The sequence below is a fragment of the Geobacter benzoatilyticus genome, from assembly GCF_017338855.1.
Taxonomy (GTDB): Bacteria; Desulfobacterota; Desulfuromonadia; order Geobacterales; family Geobacteraceae; genus Geobacter; species Geobacter benzoatilyticus.
Genome location: NZ_CP071382.1, coordinates 1,130,314 through 1,145,764, shown reverse-complemented (window position 1 = coordinate 1,145,764; position 15,451 = coordinate 1,130,314). Strand labels below are relative to the sequence as shown.

Annotated in this window: 17 protein-coding genes; 15 read left to right on the top strand and 2 right to left on the bottom strand. The window is 59.2% G+C overall.

What is annotated here, in order from left to right:
* The first annotated feature begins 183 nt into the window (after window positions 1–183).
* The 13 genes from rpmH to def all read left to right on the top strand — a co-directional run bounded on the left by rpmH (window position 184) and on the right by def (window position 11,389).
* On the top strand, window positions 184–333 hold the full coding sequence (gene rpmH / locus JZM60_RS05465) for a 50S ribosomal protein L34 (protein ID WP_207164500.1): 150 nt from the start codon (window positions 184–186) through the stop codon (window positions 331–333).
* Between the two features lie 56 nt (window positions 334–389).
* On the top strand, window positions 390–740 hold the full coding sequence (gene rnpA, locus JZM60_RS05460; RefSeq protein WP_207165499.1) for a ribonuclease P protein component: 351 nt from the start codon (window positions 390–392) through the stop codon (window positions 738–740).
* The gene (yidD, locus tag JZM60_RS05455) at window positions 734–943 is read left to right on the top strand and encodes a membrane protein insertion efficiency factor YidD (RefSeq protein ID WP_207164499.1); all 210 of its coding nucleotides are present in this window, start codon (window positions 734–736) and stop codon (window positions 941–943) included. Before rnpA ends, yidD begins: the two co-directional genes overlap by 7 nt.
* A 19-nt stretch (window positions 944–962) precedes the next feature.
* The gene (gene yidC / locus JZM60_RS05450; RefSeq protein ID WP_207164498.1) at window positions 963–2,570 is read left to right on the top strand and encodes a membrane protein insertase YidC; all 1,608 of its coding nucleotides are present in this window, start codon (window positions 963–965) and stop codon (window positions 2,568–2,570) included.
* A 7-nt stretch (window positions 2,571–2,577) separates the two neighbouring features.
* Window positions 2,578–3,951 carry a tRNA uridine-5-carboxymethylaminomethyl(34) synthesis GTPase MnmE gene (mnmE, locus tag JZM60_RS05445; RefSeq protein ID WP_207164497.1) on the top strand — a complete coding sequence of 458 codons (1,374 nt, stop codon included), beginning with the start codon at window positions 2,578–2,580 and terminating at the stop codon, window positions 3,949–3,951.
* 149 nt (window positions 3,952–4,100) lie between these two features.
* Window positions 4,101–5,975, top strand: a complete 1,875-nt coding sequence (mnmG, locus tag JZM60_RS05440; protein WP_207165497.1) for a tRNA uridine-5-carboxymethylaminomethyl(34) synthesis enzyme MnmG — start codon at window positions 4,101–4,103, stop codon at window positions 5,973–5,975.
* 1 nt (window position 5,976) lies between these two features.
* Window positions 5,977–6,639, top strand: coding sequence for a 16S rRNA (guanine(527)-N(7))-methyltransferase RsmG (gene rsmG, locus JZM60_RS05435; RefSeq protein ID WP_207164496.1), 663 nt, complete (start codon window positions 5,977–5,979; stop codon window positions 6,637–6,639).
* A gap of 217 nt (window positions 6,640–6,856) precedes the next feature.
* Complete coding sequence (locus tag JZM60_RS05430; RefSeq protein ID WP_207164495.1) at window positions 6,857–7,597, top strand: glycine zipper family protein; 741 nt, start codon at window positions 6,857–6,859, stop codon at window positions 7,595–7,597.
* 63 nt (window positions 7,598–7,660) lie between these two features.
* Window positions 7,661–8,059 (top strand): tol-pal system-associated acyl-CoA thioesterase, encoded by a 399-nt coding sequence (gene ybgC / locus JZM60_RS05425; protein WP_207164494.1) that lies wholly within the window; start codon window positions 7,661–7,663, stop codon window positions 8,057–8,059.
* A 25-nt stretch (window positions 8,060–8,084) separates the two neighbouring features.
* Window positions 8,085–8,429: a phage holin family protein gene (locus JZM60_RS05420; RefSeq protein ID WP_207164493.1), complete on the top strand. Its 345-nt coding sequence runs from the start codon at window positions 8,085–8,087 to the stop codon at window positions 8,427–8,429.
* A 117-nt stretch (window positions 8,430–8,546) separates the two neighbouring features.
* Window positions 8,547–10,223 carry an FAD-dependent oxidoreductase gene (locus JZM60_RS05415; protein ID WP_207164492.1) on the top strand — a complete coding sequence of 559 codons (1,677 nt, stop codon included), beginning with the start codon at window positions 8,547–8,549 and terminating at the stop codon, window positions 10,221–10,223.
* Window positions 10,224–10,308: 85 nt separating this feature from the next.
* A complete protein-coding gene (locus tag JZM60_RS05410; RefSeq protein ID WP_207164491.1) occupies window positions 10,309–10,878 on the top strand; it encodes a glycine cleavage system transcriptional repressor in 570 nt (189 codons plus the stop codon).
* Between the two features lie 4 nt (window positions 10,879–10,882).
* A complete protein-coding gene (gene def / locus JZM60_RS05405; RefSeq protein WP_207164490.1) occupies window positions 10,883–11,389 on the top strand; it encodes a peptide deformylase in 507 nt (168 codons plus the stop codon).
* A 66-nt stretch (window positions 11,390–11,455) separates the two neighbouring features.
* Here def and JZM60_RS05400 read toward each other — a convergent pair whose 3' ends face one another.
* Together JZM60_RS05400 and JZM60_RS05395 are read right to left on the bottom strand one after the other, a co-directional pair.
* Window positions 11,456–12,154 carry a response regulator gene (locus JZM60_RS05400; protein WP_207164489.1) on the bottom strand — a complete coding sequence of 233 codons (699 nt, stop codon included), beginning with the start codon at window positions 12,152–12,154 and terminating at the stop codon, window positions 11,456–11,458.
* Window positions 12,151–13,605: an ATP-binding protein gene (locus tag JZM60_RS05395; RefSeq protein ID WP_207164488.1), complete on the bottom strand. Its 1,455-nt coding sequence runs from the start codon at window positions 13,603–13,605 to the stop codon at window positions 12,151–12,153. Before JZM60_RS05395 ends, JZM60_RS05400 begins: the two co-directional genes overlap by 4 nt.
* Before the next feature lie 202 nt (window positions 13,606–13,807).
* Between JZM60_RS05395 and JZM60_RS05390 the strand changes: the two genes are divergently transcribed.
* Both JZM60_RS05390 and JZM60_RS05385 read left to right on the top strand, forming a co-directional pair.
* On the top strand, window positions 13,808–14,269 hold the full coding sequence (locus tag JZM60_RS05390; RefSeq protein WP_207164487.1) for a Spy/CpxP family protein refolding chaperone: 462 nt from the start codon (window positions 13,808–13,810) through the stop codon (window positions 14,267–14,269).
* A 162-nt stretch (window positions 14,270–14,431) separates the two neighbouring features.
* Window positions 14,432–15,373 (top strand): EF-hand domain-containing protein, encoded by a 942-nt coding sequence (locus tag JZM60_RS05385; RefSeq protein WP_207164486.1) that lies wholly within the window; start codon window positions 14,432–14,434, stop codon window positions 15,371–15,373.
* Window positions 15,374–15,451 lie beyond the last annotated feature (78 nt).

Sequence of the window (15,451 nt, the reverse complement as noted above, 5' to 3'; positions counted from 1 at the left end):
AACAAATGATTCGCGAATGCTGGACATAGCCTCAGGATAGAGGAGACTAGCAGAGGAATGTGTCGTTTGCAAGGCCAAATGTACCGTATGCAGGTAAATTTATACTTGACAGAAAAATGCCGCTGTGATTAAAGATACTTCTTTGCATAATAAGCTAAATGTCACTGATTCAGGAGATAGCATATGAAAAGGACTTTTCAGCCGAGCAACACTTCACGGAAGCGGACCCACGGTTTTCGTGTCCGGATGTCCACCAAGAACGGCAGACTCGTTATAAAGCGTCGTCGCGCCAGGGGACGTAAGCGTCTTGCGGTAACCATTGCCAGCAAGTAATCCTTCGTTTGACTTCCGGCATCGGGAAGCGAACAAATGGAGCGGGGGAGATTCCTCTGTTCACGTTTACCAAAGACGAACGCCTGCTGAAGCGGGCCGATTTTCTCAGACTTTCGGATGGGGCGCGTAAAATCAATACCCCCTGTTTTCTAGTTCTTTGGACAACAGGCCCGGGTTCTGTCTGCCGGATAGGAATAACCGTGAGCCGCAAGGTTGGCAATGCGGTGACCCGCAACCGGATAAAGCGCTTTGTAAGGGAGTATTATCGTCTCCACAAAGCGCTGTTTCCTCCCCTCGATATAAATATTATCGCCCGGAGGGGAGCTGAGAAGCTCGACTACCGCGGAGTATGCCAGGAGCTGGACCGGGCGGTGGAGCGCCTCGCGGGCGTTACACGATCATGCTGAAGATTCTCATAAAGGTCATCGGCATCTACCAGCGTTACCTCTCGCCCCTTAAGGGGCCCACCTGCCGTTTCTATCCCTCCTGTTCAACCTATGCCAAGGAATCGCTCATGAAACACGGTCTTTTCAAGGGACTGTGGTACAGCGCCGTGCGAATAGCAAAATGCCACCCTTACCACCCCGGTGGCTACGATCCCGTAAAGTAATCATCCATCAGGAGCTGACATGGAAAAAAGGGCTTTGATTGCGGTTGTACTCTCTATTCTCTTCTTTTACGGATATACGGCCCTCTTTCCGCCGCCGAAAAAGGAGACCCCGGCCACCACTTCTCAGCAAGCGGTGACCAGTGCCCAGGCCACTGCGGCTCCGGCAACGGTTCCACCAGTTGCGGCTGCCGTGCCTGTGGCTGCTACGGCAGTCAGTGCCCCGCTGAAGGATATCACCGTCGATACTCCTGATTATACGGCGGTCTTTTCGACTCAAGGTGGGAGCCTTACCCGCCTTGTCCTGAAAAAGTATCGGGAAACCGCCGATACCCAAGGAAAACACGTAACCCTGGTTGAAGAGCGCGACCCGTCCGCCTACACCCTCTCCACCCGTGCTGCCGGCATTGGCCTCGATCCATCGGCCCTCTTCGTGCCGAGCGCCGATTCCCTGACCGTCGGGGCAGGAGAGAAGAAAGAACTGAGTTTCACTTGGATATCGCCTGCCGGCGTTACGGTCCGCAAGGTCTATACCTTCCAGGGCGGGAACTACGGCATCGATATGGCCTACCAGACGGCCAATTCCGGCGCGGCCCGGGCCGGCGCGGCAATCCAGACCGTCATGACCTATCCGGCAGTGCCCCGGGCCAAGGAGACACGCTTCGAAACCTTCGGTCCGGCCACCTTTGCCCAGGACAAGCTCACGGAAGAGAAGATCAAGGACCTGGCGGGCCAGGGGAAGAGCTATAGCGCTCCCCAGTGGAGTGGTTTTGCCGACAAGTATTTCCTCTCGGCCGTGGCGGCCCAGGGGGGGAGCATTGCTTCGGCCGCAGTACGCAGTACCCCGCGGGGGATGCTTGAGAACACCATAACCGCACCGGAGACCTCCTTGAACCCCGGCGAAACTAAATCCGTCGCCTATCGCCTCTACTTCGGACCCAAGGACCTGGACATTCTAAAGGGGCAGGGGAACAGCCTGGAGCGGGCCATTGATCTCGGCTGGTTCGCCATGCTGGCCAAACCGCTCCTGCACAGCCTCAAGTTCTTTTACAAGTACGTCCATAACTATGGTATCGCCATCATCATCATCACGGTTATTATTAAGATTATCTTCTATCCTCTGACCCATTCCAGCTACAAGTCAATGAAGGAAATGCAGAAGCTTCAGCCTAAAATGGCCGAGTTGAGGGAAAAGTACAAAAACGACCGCGATGCCATGAACAAGGCCATCATGCAGCTCTACCAGACCCACAAGGTGAACCCGGTTGGCGGCTGCCTCCCCATGTTGGTCCAGATACCGGTGTTCTTCGCCCTCTACAAGGCGCTCATGTTTTCCATTGAATTGCGGCATGCGCCGTTCATGCTCTGGATTCAGGACCTCGCCGGCAAGGATCCCTACTACGTGACTCCGATTATCATGGGTGTTACCATGGTGATCCAGCAGAAGATGACCCCATCCCAGATGGATCCGATGCAGCAGAAGATGATGATGGCACTTCCCGTTGTCTTCACCTTCATGTTCCTGAACTTCCCTTCCGGGCTTGTCCTCTACTGGCTCGTGAACAACGTGCTGACCATTGTTCAGCAGTACTATATCAACAAGAGCATTGCAGCGGCCGAGGCAAAATAGGAACACCATGTATTTCGAAGATACCATAGCGGCCATAGGCACGCCGGTGGGGGAGGGGGGAATCGGGGTAATCCGCATAAGCGGTCCCGATGCCCCCGCCCTGGCCCGGCGGTTGGTGCGGCGGGGCAACAAGAACGGTGACTTCGAGAGTCACCGTTTTTATTATGGTGCCGTGCAGGACCCCGACACGGGGGAGGCCGTTGATGAGGTGATGGCGGTCCTTATGGTGGCGCCCCGCTCCTACACCATGGAGGATGTCCTGGAGATCCAGTGTCATGGCGGCTACCTGGTTACCAGGCGGGTGCTGGACGCGGTGCTTCGGTGCGGTGTGCGGCTGGCCGAGCCGGGGGAGTTCACCCGGCGTGCTTTTCTGAACGGCAGGATCGATCTGGTTCAGGCTGAGTCCATAATCGACGTCATTCGCTCCAAGACCGAAGCGGCCCTCTCTTTAGCCCAGCACCAGCGGGAGGGGAGGCTTTCGGAGCGGCTCAACGAAGTGCGGCGTCTCCTTCGGCACGGCCTTGCCCTTGTGGAGGCGTTCATAGATTTTCCAGAAGAAGAGATCGATCCGGCCGCCCAGGTCGAGATCGAGGCAAAGGTACGGCAGGCTCTCGGACAGATCGAAGAGCTTCTGGACGGATTCGACGAGGGGAGGGTGCTCCGGGATGGAGTGTCGGTACTCATAGCCGGAAAGCCCAATGTGGGGAAGTCCAGCCTTCTCAATACGCTTCTTCAGGAGAAACGAGCCATTGTAACGTCGGTTCCCGGAACCACCCGCGACATTATCGAAGAAGTGGTAAATGTGCGGGGCCTTCCGCTCCGGATGCTCGATACAGCAGGGATACGTGAAACCGAAGACATTGTGGAGAAAGAAGGCGTTCGGCTCACCCTGGAGAAGATACCCCAGGCCGACCTCATCCTTTTCGTCCTTGACGGCTCACGCCCATTTGATGATGATGACCGGATGATTCTGGATGCGCTGTCGGGTCGTCGCTCAATAGTGGTGGTGAACAAGAGAGATCTCCCAGGGTTACTTCATCTTCCCGGCGAACTTGAAGGGATGCGTACCGTTGACATTTCCACCTCCACCGGTGACGGCATTGAAGAGCTGCGGGGGGCAATTTTCGAGACATTCATTCACGGCCGGGCCATTGACAGCCGGGAGTACGTGGCCCTTTCCCAGGCCCGGCACAGGGACGCTCTGGAAAAAGCGCGGGGAAAAGTTGCCGTTTTCCGCGACAATCTTTCTCTGGGCCTGGACCTGGAAATTCTGGCCGTCGATCTGAGAGAAGCCCTCGATGCAGTGGGTGAGGTTACCGGAGAAACAACGCCGGACGATATCCTTGATATGATATTTGCGAGGTTCTGTATCGGAAAGTAGTTGTGCGCTCGGTGCGGAACAGGTGGCATGAACAGGGAATGTTTCACGTGGAACAAATCGTATAACTATGCGTTTGCGCTGTTTAATTCGCTGGGATGCTGTATCCATTGAAAGCACCCGTGAAACAGAATGGAGATTGCACGAAAAAGATGGGATTCATCGACTACGATAAAAAATACGATGTCATTGTGGTGGGGGCCGGACACGCCGGTTGCGAGGCGGCCCTGGCGGCGGCCCGCATGGGGTGTGCTACCCTGCTCCTTACCATCAACCTGGATGCCATAGCGCTGATGTCGTGCAACCCGGCCATCGGCGGGCTGGCCAAAGGGCACCTCGTCAAGGAGATCGACGCCCTTGGCGGCGAAATGGGAAAGAATATCGACGCCACCGGCATCCAGTTCCGTATCCTAAATACCCGCAAGGGGCCAGCGGTTCGTGCGTCCCGGGCCCAGGCCGACAAGCAGCTTTACCGCCTCCGGATGAAGCACATCATGGAGCAGCAGGAGCGGCTCCACCTCAAGCAGGCCGAGGTGACCGGCATCGTGGTGGAAGAGGGTGAAGTGCGCGGCGTTGACACCAAGGTGGGGGTCCGCTACCGGGGAGCCACCGTTATCCTTACCACCGGCACGTTCATGCGGGGGCTCATCCATGTGGGGCTTACCCATTATCCGGGCGGAAGGGCAGGGGACCTTCCTTCCGTTGGACTGTCGGACCAGCTCAGGGACTTGGGGTTTGCCGTGGGGCGTCTCAAGACCGGGACGCCGGCCCGGCTCGACGGCCGCACCATCGATTTTTCCCGTCTGGAACCGCAGTACGGAGACGATCCGCCGGTGCCTTTCTCTTTTTCCACGGAGCGGATCGACCAGCCCCAGGTGCCGTGTTACATTGCTTACACCAACCCCCGCTCCCACGACATCATCCGCTCCGGCCTCGACCGCTCCCCCCTTTACGCCGGGGTGATCGAGGGGATCGGTCCCCGCTATTGCCCCTCCATTGAGGACAAGGTGGTCCGGTTCCCCGAAAAGGACCGCCATCAGACATTCCTGGAGCCCGAGGGGCGCGATACGGTGGAGTACTACCCCTCCGGGCTTTCCACATCCCTTCCGATCGACGTCCAGTGGGCCTTCTACCGGAGCATCGAGGGGCTGGAGAACGTGGAAATCATGCGGCCCGCCTATGCCATCGAGTACGACTACGTGGACCCGATTCAGCTCCACTCGACACTGGAAACGAAGCTGGTTCGCAACCTCTACCATGCCGGCCAGATTAATGGTACTTCCGGATATGAGGAGGCCGCGGGACAGGGACTAATGGCCGGGATCAATGCGGCGCTTCGGGTGAGGGGGGAGGCGCCGGTGGTGCTGGACCGGAGTGAGGCCTACATCGGGGTAATGATTGATGACCTCGTCACTCTCGGCACCCGGGAACCCTACCGGATGTTCACCTCGCGGGCCGAGTACCGGTTGCTGCTGCGGGAGGATAATGCTGACCTGAGGCTGCGGGAAGTGGGGCACAGGGTTGGCCTGGTGGGTGAGGGTGAGTACCGGCTGTTCCTGGAAAAGCGGGAACGGATCGGTGCCGAGCTTTCGCGGCTCAAGGGGGCGAAGCTTCTTCCCTCCGAAGCCGATCCGGCCTTCCTGGAGGAGTTCGGCATGGCCAACCTGCAGAATGCGCTCACCCACGAGCAGCTTCTGCGGCGTCCCGACCTCACCTATGAGGAGCTTTGCCGCATTGATCCCGTGGCTGCGCAGGTGCCCCCGGCGGTTCGGGAGCAGGTGGAGATCCAGATAAAATACCAAGGGTACATTGAACGGCAACTGGACCAGGTAGAGCGGGCGCGTAAAGTGGAGGGGACGGCCATTCCCGCCGATTTCGACTACATCGCCATCCCCGGCCTGTCTGCCGAGGTGCGCGAGAAGCTGGTGAAGTTTCGCCCCGATACCCTTGGGCAGGCTTCCCGCATACAGGGAGTTACCCCGGCGGCCGTGGGCATACTGGCCCTGGCACTGAAGGCTCGAGGATAGCATGAATCAGGATGCGAAGGATCTGCTGCTGCGTGGAGCGGCCCAGATCGGCGTGGAACTGACCGCAGACCAGATCGGGAAATTTGCTCTCTATGCCGATGAACTGAAAAAGTGGAACCGGAAGATCAACCTGACCGCCATTACCACCGAGCGGGAGATCGCCCTCAAGCATTTTGTCGATTCTCTCTCCATCAGCCGCGTAATCGGAAATGAAGGGCGCCTTCTGGACCTGGGTTCGGGCGGAGGTTTTCCGGTCATTCCCTTCGCAATCGTCAATTCCCGGATCGATGCGGTTTCGGTGGATGCGGTGGAGAAGAAGATTATCTTTCAGCGCCATGTTGGTAGAACCCTCGGATTGCGGCACTTCGAGGCGATCCATGCCCGGGGTGAGGAACTGGCTGCAAGGTACGCCTTTCACTTCGACTGGATTGTTTCCAGGGCTTTCTCCGATATCCCGGCTTTTGTGCGCATGGCGCTTCCACTACTTGCTCCCAACGGGACCATCGTTGCCATGAAAGGGCAGGGGGGGCGCGAGGAGGCCGGAACGGTCCGGCCGGCCCTGGAAATCCTCGGGTTGGAGATCCGTCAGATGCTGGAATTCCCCCTGCCGATCTCGGGTGACCGGCGGTGCCTCATTGTCATGGGACGAAAAACGGGCGAATAGACGGTAGTCGCATAAAACGCGCTATTTTCAGGCCTGGTTTGTTTTGGGTTAAAAGGTAGGTTGTGCCCTGCTTGTGCCGGAGAAAGCCCATTAAACGCCAAATATGGGTGCCGCTTTTTTGTGCATATTGATCCGTTGGATCGTAATTGCGTTGGGGCCGAAGGGTGATAAGCTATCCATTATCATATCGACAATGCTGCCAAGGAGTGAACAAGACATGAAACATGCCATCCTTAAAAAAGGCGCGACCATGATTATCCCGCTCATGCTCTTTTCCGCCTGCACCCCTTACCGGAGCCAGTACGTCGGTTTCCGGCCCGCAGAGGATTACGTGAACCGCCTCGTGGTGAGCGGAGTCACCATCGGGGGGGAAGCCTTTGCCGATAAGGGGGCGGCCCAGGAGGCCTTCGGTTTCGATATCAAGGGGAGCGGCCTGATTCCGGTGCAAGTGGTCATGACCAACCAGGGAACAAAGAATCTGGAGATCGTCACGAACCAGACCTTCCTTGTCAATGACCAGAACCGATACTTCCAGGTTGTCCCCAATGCCGTAGCCCTCGACCGGATCGAGAAATCGACCCAGTTTGCCTCCTTCTTCGGAAGCGAGGCCGGGAAAGGTGCCGTTCTCGGGGCTGTGGGCGGTGCAATTCTGGGAGCCGCCGTCGGCATAGTGACCGGCCAGAACGTTGCCGAGGCTCTCGGTAAGGGAGCCGCCATCGGCGGGGCCGGCGGCGCCGTTGCAGGCGGTGTCAAAGGTGGCACTTCAGGGGAGCGGGAACAGACCATCATCAACGATATTCGGGCCAAGGGGCTGGAAGGGAAAGTCCTCCCTGCCGGGAGTATCGCAAGCGGGTTCCTGTTTTTCCCGGCCGAGGCCGATACTGCGCGGGATCTGCGTCTGCAACTCCGGGAGCGCGAGACCGGCGAGGTCCACAGCGTAGTTCTGAAATTCAAATAACGGCATCGGGATGCCGAGCTAAAAGAGGCCGCCGGCCTCTTTTTTTTGCCATGGGAGGGTCTGATGGAGTTTCGTGTGTATTATGAAGATACCGATGCCGGCGGAGTGGTCTATCATGCCCGGTATCTGGGCTTCTTCGAAAGGGGGAGGTGCGAATTCCTGCGCCGGAAGGGGCTGTCGGTGCGGGCGCTGGCAGACCAGGGGGCGGTATTTCCCGTGGTGCGCATGGAAATAGACTTCAAGGCTCCGGCAGTGCTTGACGACCTTCTCCGGGTGGATACCGAAGTTGTCGAAGTGGGGAAGACCTCATTCACCCTTGAGCAGCGTGTGGTGCGGGCGGAAGACGGAAAGACGCTGGTTGGCGGGCGAGTCACCCTCGTCTGTGTTCGTCCGGGGATGAAGCCGAGACGTCTTCCGGAGGAACTGCTGGAAGCGCTCCAATCTGTAACCAAAATCGAATGACGGCACGCAAAGGAGGCGAAAAATCATGATTGGACTCGTCCTGAAACTCATAATCAACGCCGTGGCACTCTTTGCCGTAGTACGCCTTGTGCCGGGAATCACTGTTGCGGGGACCGGCAACCTGTTTATCTCGGCCCTGGTCCTGGGTTTTCTCAATGCAGTGCTGCGGCCGGTCATCTCCTTTTTTGCCCTGCCGGTAACGGTCCTGACACTGGGGCTTTTCACCCTTGTGGTGAACGCTGCCGTCTTTGCCATCGCCGCCTGGATCGTTCCGGGCTTCGGTGTCGCGGGAGTTGGGAGCGCCATTCTTGGAGCCCTCGCTTTCAGTGTTATCAGCTTCGTGCTCAATATGGTCGTAAGGCCGTCTTGAAGATGCCGGAAAGTCGTTAGGCGGTAATTATGAATAAAGTCTTGTAAATTAGCGGTATGATGATTAATATATTAATATTCTTGTATATATCGCTGAATGGTTAAAGGGGATGTTTTCATGGGAACAAGAATTGTCATAATCGGCGCCAATGCGGCTGGAGCAAAGGCTGCCGCCAAAGCACGGCGCATTGATCCGGGGGCGGAAATTACGGTTGTCGATCGGGGTGAATTCATTTCCTACGGGGCTTGCGGCATTCCATATTACGTTTCCGACACTGTCCAGGAAGTGGCTGAGCTCATGAGTACTCCGGTGGGAGTGATGCGGGATGCAGCCTTCTTCCGCAAAGTGAAGGGGGTTGAGGTGCTGACCGGGATGGAGGCGGTGGCCATCGGGCGAAAGGAGAAAACCGTAAGCCTGCGAGAGGATAGTACAGGTGCAATCAGGACGCTTTCATACGACCGGCTGGTTCTGGCTACGGGAAGTTCCCCGGTTACCCTGCCCCTGAAAGGAAAGGAGCTATCCGGAATATTCACGGTCAAAACCATAGAAGATGCGGAGCTTCTTAAGGAAAAGGCGTCCAGCAGCACCCGTGCCTGCATAGTCGGCGGAGGCCTGATCGGCCTTGAGACGGCCGAAGCTCTCCTGGAAAGAGGTTTAACGGTGACGTTGGTGGAGATGCGGAACCAGTTGCTCCCCGGCGTACTCGATCCCGAGATGGCGAGAATTGTGGAGAAACACCTGGCAGAGAAAGGGGTTGCCATCCATGTGGGGTGCACGGTCGAAGGTTTCGACGGCAACGGGAGGGTGGAGAACGTAGCTACTACCGCTGGGAATGTGCCTGCCAAACTGGTCGTGCTGGCTCCCGGGGTGAAACCCAATGTAACGCTCGCGCGGGAGGCGGGGCTGGAAATCGGCGCCACCGGTGCCATCGCCGTCAATGAAAGGATGCAGACGTCGGATCCCGCCATCTATGCCTGCGGCGATTGCTGCGAAACAACACACCTGGTGACGGGCCAAAAGGTGCACATTCCCCTGGGGAGCACCGCCAACAAGCAGGGGAGGGTGGCGGGGATAAACGTTGCCGGAGGCGATGCCGCCTTTGCCGGCGTCATCGGCACTGCCATCGTCAAGGTTTGCGACATGAACGCCGGCAAGACCGGCCTCACCGAAACCGAGGCCCGGAGCGCAGGTTTCATGGTGGAGACGGTGCTGGCGCCCGCGCCGGACCGCGCCCATTTCTTCCCCGGCGCAAAGCCCATTGCCCTGAAACTGGTGGCGGAGAAAGAGAGCGGCCGTATTCTCGGGCTCCAGGCGGTGGGGCTCGGGGCGGTGGACAAGAGGATCGACGCTGCCGTGGCCGCCATTACCTTCGGCGCCACCGCCGCACAACTGGCCCAGCTCGACCTTGCCTATGCCCCTCCCTATGCCGCAGCCATGGACAACCTCATTGTGGCGGCAGACATCCTCAGAAACAAGCTTGAAGGCCATGCCCGCGGTATCGCTCCGGCTGAAGTCAAGCGTAAGCTGGATGAGGGCGATGATTTCATCCTTCTGGATGTCCGGTCGCCGGGGGAACATTCAGAGGTTCGCATTGCCGGGGCGAAACTGGTCCCCCTTGGCGCCCTGCGTGAAAAAATGGAGATGCTGCCGAAGGATAAGGAGATCGTGACCTTTTGCAAGATCAGCCTCCGGGGGTATGAAGCCCAGAAAATCATGGAAGCGGCAGGATTCGGCGATGTCAAGTTCATGGATGGCGGAATCCTTACCTGGCCTTACGACCTGGAGCGGGGGTAATCTTGCCATTCCGGGAGCCATCTGCTAGAGTTGGTGGACTTGCCGCGGCATCTACCCGAATCGATCGTTTTCGAAGGAGACTTCCATGATGCAGAAGAAGAATACGGATTCCCTCGTCCACTATGCCGTCACCGTGGTCGGGAAAGATCGCCCCGGCATCGTGGCCGGCACTGCCGGTGTGCTCTACCGGCTTGGATGTAATATCGAAGATTCCAGCTCCACCATGCTTGGCGGCGAGTTTTCAATGATCCTCATCGTTTCCCACGAAAAGCCCTTCAGCAAGGGGAAACTCCTCGATGAATTCCGGGGACTGGCGGAGGAAATGGGGCTTACGGTGGCGGCACGGCCTCTCTCCATTGACGAGGTGGCGTACCAGGCCCCGCAGGGGGAGCTCTGCATGGTTTCGGTCTACGGTTCCGACCAGCCGGGGATCGTTTACCGCGTGACCAGGGAGTTGGCCGAGCGCAGGGTGAACATTACCGATCTCAATACGAAGCTTGTGGGCACCAAAGAAGAACCGGTCTACGTACTGATGCTGGAGGCGGTTCTGCCGGAGGAGATTGCCATCGAAGATGTGGCGGCTATGCTTGACGAGATTAAAAAGGAGTTGAAAGTGGAGATATCGGTGCGGTCAATCACCCCGGTCTCCCTCTGAAGCTATGTCCGTACAGCCCATTCTCTGTTATCCCCATCCCGTTCTCAAGAAAGTCAGCCACGCCGTAGAGGCTATCGACGACGAGATCCTGGGACTCATCGACGACCTCCTGGACACCATGGGAGCCGGTCCCGGATCCGTGGGGGTTGCCGCGCCGCAAATCGGCGTCACGCTCCGGGTCTGCGTGGTGGACGTTTCCGCAAGCCGTCACGGCAAGGAGAACAACCACGGCCTCCTCGTCATGGTGAATCCCGAGATAATCAATCGGGAAGGGGCCGCCATCATGCGTGAGGGGTGCATGAGCGTCCCCGATTACACCGGCGACGTGGAGCGGGCCACCGGCATTACCGTGCGCTTCCAGGATGGAGAGGGGGCGACGCGGGAGATAAACGCCACCGGTTTTGAGGCGGTGGCCATCCAGCACGAGATGGATCACCTGGACGGAATCCTCTTTCTGGACCGGATCGTGTCGCTCAAGACGGGATTGTTCCGGCGGAAGAACTATCGATAACCGCCGCCTGACAGCGGAAACTGCCTTAAGAGGGTTACGGAGCATGCCGTAGCCCTCTTTTCGTTTTCACGCAGTACGGTTCCCCCCGTGAGCGACGGAATACTCGAACTTGTAACCCACGCCATAAAGGGAGTGAATCAGTTCGGTACCGGGGCCGGCGCGGTCGATCTTTTTCCTGAGTTTTTTGATGTGGCTGTCGATGGTGCGGTCTGCCACGACCCGCTCATCGGGGTAGATATGGTCCATGAGCTGATGGCGGCCGTAGATCCTCCCCGGGTGGGCGGCCAGGAAGTGCAGGAGCTTGAATTCCACGGCGGTGAGCTCAAGGTCATGGCCGTTGAAGGTTGCCCGATAGCGGGACTCGTCCAGTTCCAGGCCCGCGGCCATGGTGGTGTGGGCGCCACCGGTCCGGCGCAGTACCGCCTTCACCCGGGCCACCACCTCGCGGGGGCTGAATGGCTTGCAGATATAATCGTCGGCTCCCAGCTCCAGCCCCAGGAGCCGATCCAGTTCCTCCACCCGGGCCGTGACCATGATGATCGGGACGGATGAAAAAGAGCGGATCTCCCTGCATATTTCCATTCCGTCACGCCCGGGCAGCATGAGGTCCAGAAGGATGATGTCCGGCCCGTGCTCCCGCACCCATGGGACCGCCTCAATCCCGTTCTCCAGCCGGTGCGTATCGAAACCCGCCTGTTCGAGATAATCTCCCATGAGCCCGGCCAGCTTCGGCTCATCTTCCACTATAAGGACTCTGCCCTTCATTGATGTCCCTCCGCCAGGGGGATGGTCACCCTGATCCACAAACCTCCCCGTGGGGAATGTTGCGCCTCTATGGTGCCGCCATGGGCTTCGACGATATTCCGGCAGATGGCGAGACCGAGACCCGCCCCTCCTGCCGCACGGCTGCGGGATTCCTCCACCCGGTAGAGCCGTTCGAAGAGCCTTCCCATATCCCGGTCCGGGACGCCGGGCGAGGAGTCCTGGAAGTCGATGGTGGCGTATCCCTCGCGGCAGCCCAGGCCTACGGCCGCTTCCCCGCCGTGGTCGGTGTAGTTCAGGGAATTGGAGAGAAGGTTGGCGAAGAGCTGGCGCAGACGTTCCTCGTCGCCGAAGGCGGTCGTCGGGCCTTGGCGGGGAAGCTCGCCGGAAAGGGATATCCCCTTGGCCTCGAATGCCGGATGGAACGTGGCTAGGGACTCGGCCAGGAGCCCTGCCAGGTCCAGGTCGGTTTTACGGTAGGTTAGGGCCCCCAAGTCGGAAAGGGAAAGCTGGTAAAGGTCGTCCACCAGCCTGCCGAGGCGAAGCACCTCTACGTGGAGCGAGTGGACGGCGTCGGGGGTGGGCTGCCGAATGCCGTCCAGGAGCGCCTCGATCTCGCCCTGGAGAATCGCCACCGGCGTGCGAAGCTCGTGGGATATGTCTGCCACCCAGTTGCGGCGCGCCTTCTCGTTCTTTTCCAGGGTCAGGGCCAGGGAGTTGAAGTCGGCGGCGAGCTGCCCCACCTCGTCACGGGAGGAGACCGGCACGCGGACCGAGTAGCTCCCGGCAGCCAATTGATGGGTTGCCAGCGCCAGTTCCCGCAGCGGGCGCACCAGCCGTTTCGCCAGGATGAGGGAGAGTCCGGCGGAAAGGGCGACGACGATTCCGGCAACCAGGGCAAAGGCGAGGCGCTGTTCCTTCAAAAAGCGCTGCTGGTGTCCTTCCGAGAGGTTGGTGCGGGGGAGAAGCCCCAGGAAACCAACGGTGCGGCCGTTATGGCGAAGGGGCGTCGCCTCGCTGTCGGCGGGGACCGCCACCTGGCCCACCAGAATCTTCCGGCCGGCATCCAGCAGAAACAAACGCTGGGCAAAATTGTGGGCCAGGTGGGGAGGGAGTAGCCGTGGAGGAGGACCGTCCTCGCCGGTGGGGGGGCGCGGCGGGGAAGCATGGGGGGCGTCCTCCGGCGGAGGATGACCTTCCTCCGGAAGAGACGCGATTACCACCTGCCGCCACCTGGACGGGTCACGGCTCACAAAATCCCACGACAGGTCCCGGGCATAGCCATCTTCCAGCTTCGCGGCCAACCGGGAGGCGCTGCTTTTCTCCACGGTGTTGATGTAGCGCAGAAACCCCCGGCTGAGGCTCCATTGCATGATGAGGACCATGCTGACCACCGCCAGGCTGGCGGCCAGCAGAATCGCCAGAAACAGCCGGTAAGTTATTCCTGTTTTCATCGGTATTCCCCCGTTCGCTCCATGCCGTACATGTCTATTTTTACCACAGGCCTGTGGTCACGGGGCAAGGGGTCATTTTCAACACCGGCACATTTCCTCATTTCGTCCACATTTTTTCCTCGGATTCTTGATAACTCTGGAGTCAGCCATTGAAGACGCCCCGGAGCGGGGTGTCAGCTCAAGCAGAGAAAGGAGACTGACGATGACAGGAAAACTCATTGCTGCAGTCGCGCTGGCGGCCTCCATGGCCGGCGCAGGCACGGTTCTGGCGGGGCACGGCCCCGGATTTCCCCCGCCGGGAATGGATGGCGGGGCAGGGGGTGGAGTATTGCGCATGGCTGCGGCGCTCAAGCTGACCGACGCCCAGAAGAGCCGGATAAAGACCGTTCTTGACGATGAGCGGGAAGAGGCCGGGCCGCTTTTGGACACGATGCGGGAAAAGCGGAAGCTGCTCCAGGCGGCGGCTGATGCGACCACCTTCGATGAGGCTGCCGTGCGCAGCATCGCCGTTGCCCAGGCTCGGGCAGAGACGGAGCTGATCGTGTCCCGCACAAGAACCCAGAGCCGGATCAACGCCATCTTGACTGCGGAGCAGCGCGAACTGCTGAAAAATCTCCGGCCCGTTCCGGATAAGCGGCCGTTGCCGCCCGATGCCGGCGATTGAGAAAAATGCAGGGTATTTCCTTATTCTTTGCACATTTCTTCCTTATTCCCGCCCGATAAGACTAACCGGAAAGAGATCTTACGGGCGAGAGGAGGTGAAAGGGGTGTAACGGGCCGCGAAGCGGCAAATCACTTAATTACAGCGACTGAAAGGAGTTCAGGCATGACAAGCTCAATAGGTGGAATTGGCGGCGGAGTGAGCGCCGCCCTGCTTCAGAGGATGCAGGAGGAGATGTTCAAAACGGCCGACGCCAATGGCGATGGGACCATCTCCAAGGATGAGCTGGGCCAGGTGGCGAAGTCCGGGGAAAATCAGGACGGTACCAACGTTGACACTCTGTTTTCCCAGCTTGATTCCGACAGCGACGGGGCCATCAGCAGGCTTGAGTCCGATGCGGCCATTGCCAGGCTCGGACAACAGATGCAGAGCCAGGGGATGCCGCCGCAAGGGCCGCCTCCCGGTCCACCGCCGGGTGAGAGAGCAAATTCGTCATCGGACTCATCGGAGAGCAGCACCGAGGCCTCGGCCATTTTCGATGCCATGGACACCAACCAGGATGGAACCGTCAGCCTCGAAGAGCTGACAGCCGCCCTTGAGAAAGCGAAAAACTCTTCAGCATCGGCATCGGGCCCGGAATCTCTGCTTGATAACCTAGCGGCGGCTTTGCAGTCGGGAGACATTTCCGCGGCTAAAGAGGAGCTTGCCGCCCTGCAGGAGGATCTTTCGGCCCATAACGGCGGCCGCAGCGATGACCCGTTCAGCAAGGACCTGCAAACCCTGTCGGAGGCCCTGGAATCCGGCAGCCTGGAGGATGCCCGGAGCATCGTTGCGGGCATTCAGGATAAACTCTCGTCGCGGCCGCCCCACGGGCCGGCCCCGGAGCAGTCCCAGGACCAGGACGGCAGCTCCAGGGATGCCGTGGCGGCCACGTTGCAGTCCGTAATCGACGCCCTCGAAAAGTCATCATCTTCAACGTCCGATACGATCACCGCCGGTACGCTGAAAAGCATCTTCACTGAGGCTTTGGCCAGTTACCGGCAACAGAGCGCGGGGAGCTATGCCCAGGATTCCGGAGACAGCGCGGTTTTATCCGCCACGGCGTGAAATCGTCCCGGCTTGATCATGTGGCGGCCGTGGATTCGTCCTCGGGTTCGCGGCCGCTGCTGCATATTTAGGGAACCC

What these genes read in the sequence shown, in the direction of transcription:
- rpmH (WP_207164500.1), top strand. Translation starts at nt 184, where the DNA reads ATGAAAAGGACTTTTCAGCCGAGCAACACTTCACGGAAGCGGACCCAC.
- yidD (WP_207164499.1), top strand. Translation starts at nt 734, where the DNA reads ATGCTGAAGATTCTCATAAAGGTCATCGGCATCTACCAGCGTTACCTC.
- yidC (WP_207164498.1), top strand. Translation starts at nt 963, where the DNA reads ATGGAAAAAAGGGCTTTGATTGCGGTTGTACTCTCTATTCTCTTCTTT.
- mnmE (WP_207164497.1), top strand. Translation starts at nt 2,578, where the DNA reads ATGTATTTCGAAGATACCATAGCGGCCATAGGCACGCCGGTGGGGGAG.
- mnmG (WP_207165497.1), top strand. Translation starts at nt 4,101, where the DNA reads ATGGGATTCATCGACTACGATAAAAAATACGATGTCATTGTGGTGGGG.
- rsmG (WP_207164496.1), top strand. Translation starts at nt 5,977, where the DNA reads ATGAATCAGGATGCGAAGGATCTGCTGCTGCGTGGAGCGGCCCAGATC.
- JZM60_RS05430 (WP_207164495.1), top strand. Translation starts at nt 6,857, where the DNA reads ATGAAACATGCCATCCTTAAAAAAGGCGCGACCATGATTATCCCGCTC.
- ybgC (WP_207164494.1), top strand. Translation starts at nt 7,661, where the DNA reads ATGGAGTTTCGTGTGTATTATGAAGATACCGATGCCGGCGGAGTGGTC.
- JZM60_RS05420 (WP_207164493.1), top strand. Translation starts at nt 8,085, where the DNA reads ATGATTGGACTCGTCCTGAAACTCATAATCAACGCCGTGGCACTCTTT.
- JZM60_RS05415 (WP_207164492.1), top strand. Translation starts at nt 8,547, where the DNA reads ATGGGAACAAGAATTGTCATAATCGGCGCCAATGCGGCTGGAGCAAAG.
- JZM60_RS05410 (WP_207164491.1), top strand. Translation starts at nt 10,309, where the DNA reads ATGATGCAGAAGAAGAATACGGATTCCCTCGTCCACTATGCCGTCACC.
- def (WP_207164490.1), top strand. Translation starts at nt 10,883, where the DNA reads ATGTCCGTACAGCCCATTCTCTGTTATCCCCATCCCGTTCTCAAGAAA.
- JZM60_RS05400 (WP_207164489.1), bottom strand. Translation starts at nt 12,154, where the DNA reads ATGAAGGGCAGAGTCCTTATAGTGGAAGATGAGCCGAAGCTGGCCGGG.
- JZM60_RS05395 (WP_207164488.1), bottom strand. Translation starts at nt 13,605, where the DNA reads ATGAAAACAGGAATAACTTACCGGCTGTTTCTGGCGATTCTGCTGGCC.
- JZM60_RS05390 (WP_207164487.1), top strand. Translation starts at nt 13,808, where the DNA reads ATGACAGGAAAACTCATTGCTGCAGTCGCGCTGGCGGCCTCCATGGCC.
- JZM60_RS05385 (WP_207164486.1), top strand. Translation starts at nt 14,432, where the DNA reads ATGACAAGCTCAATAGGTGGAATTGGCGGCGGAGTGAGCGCCGCCCTG.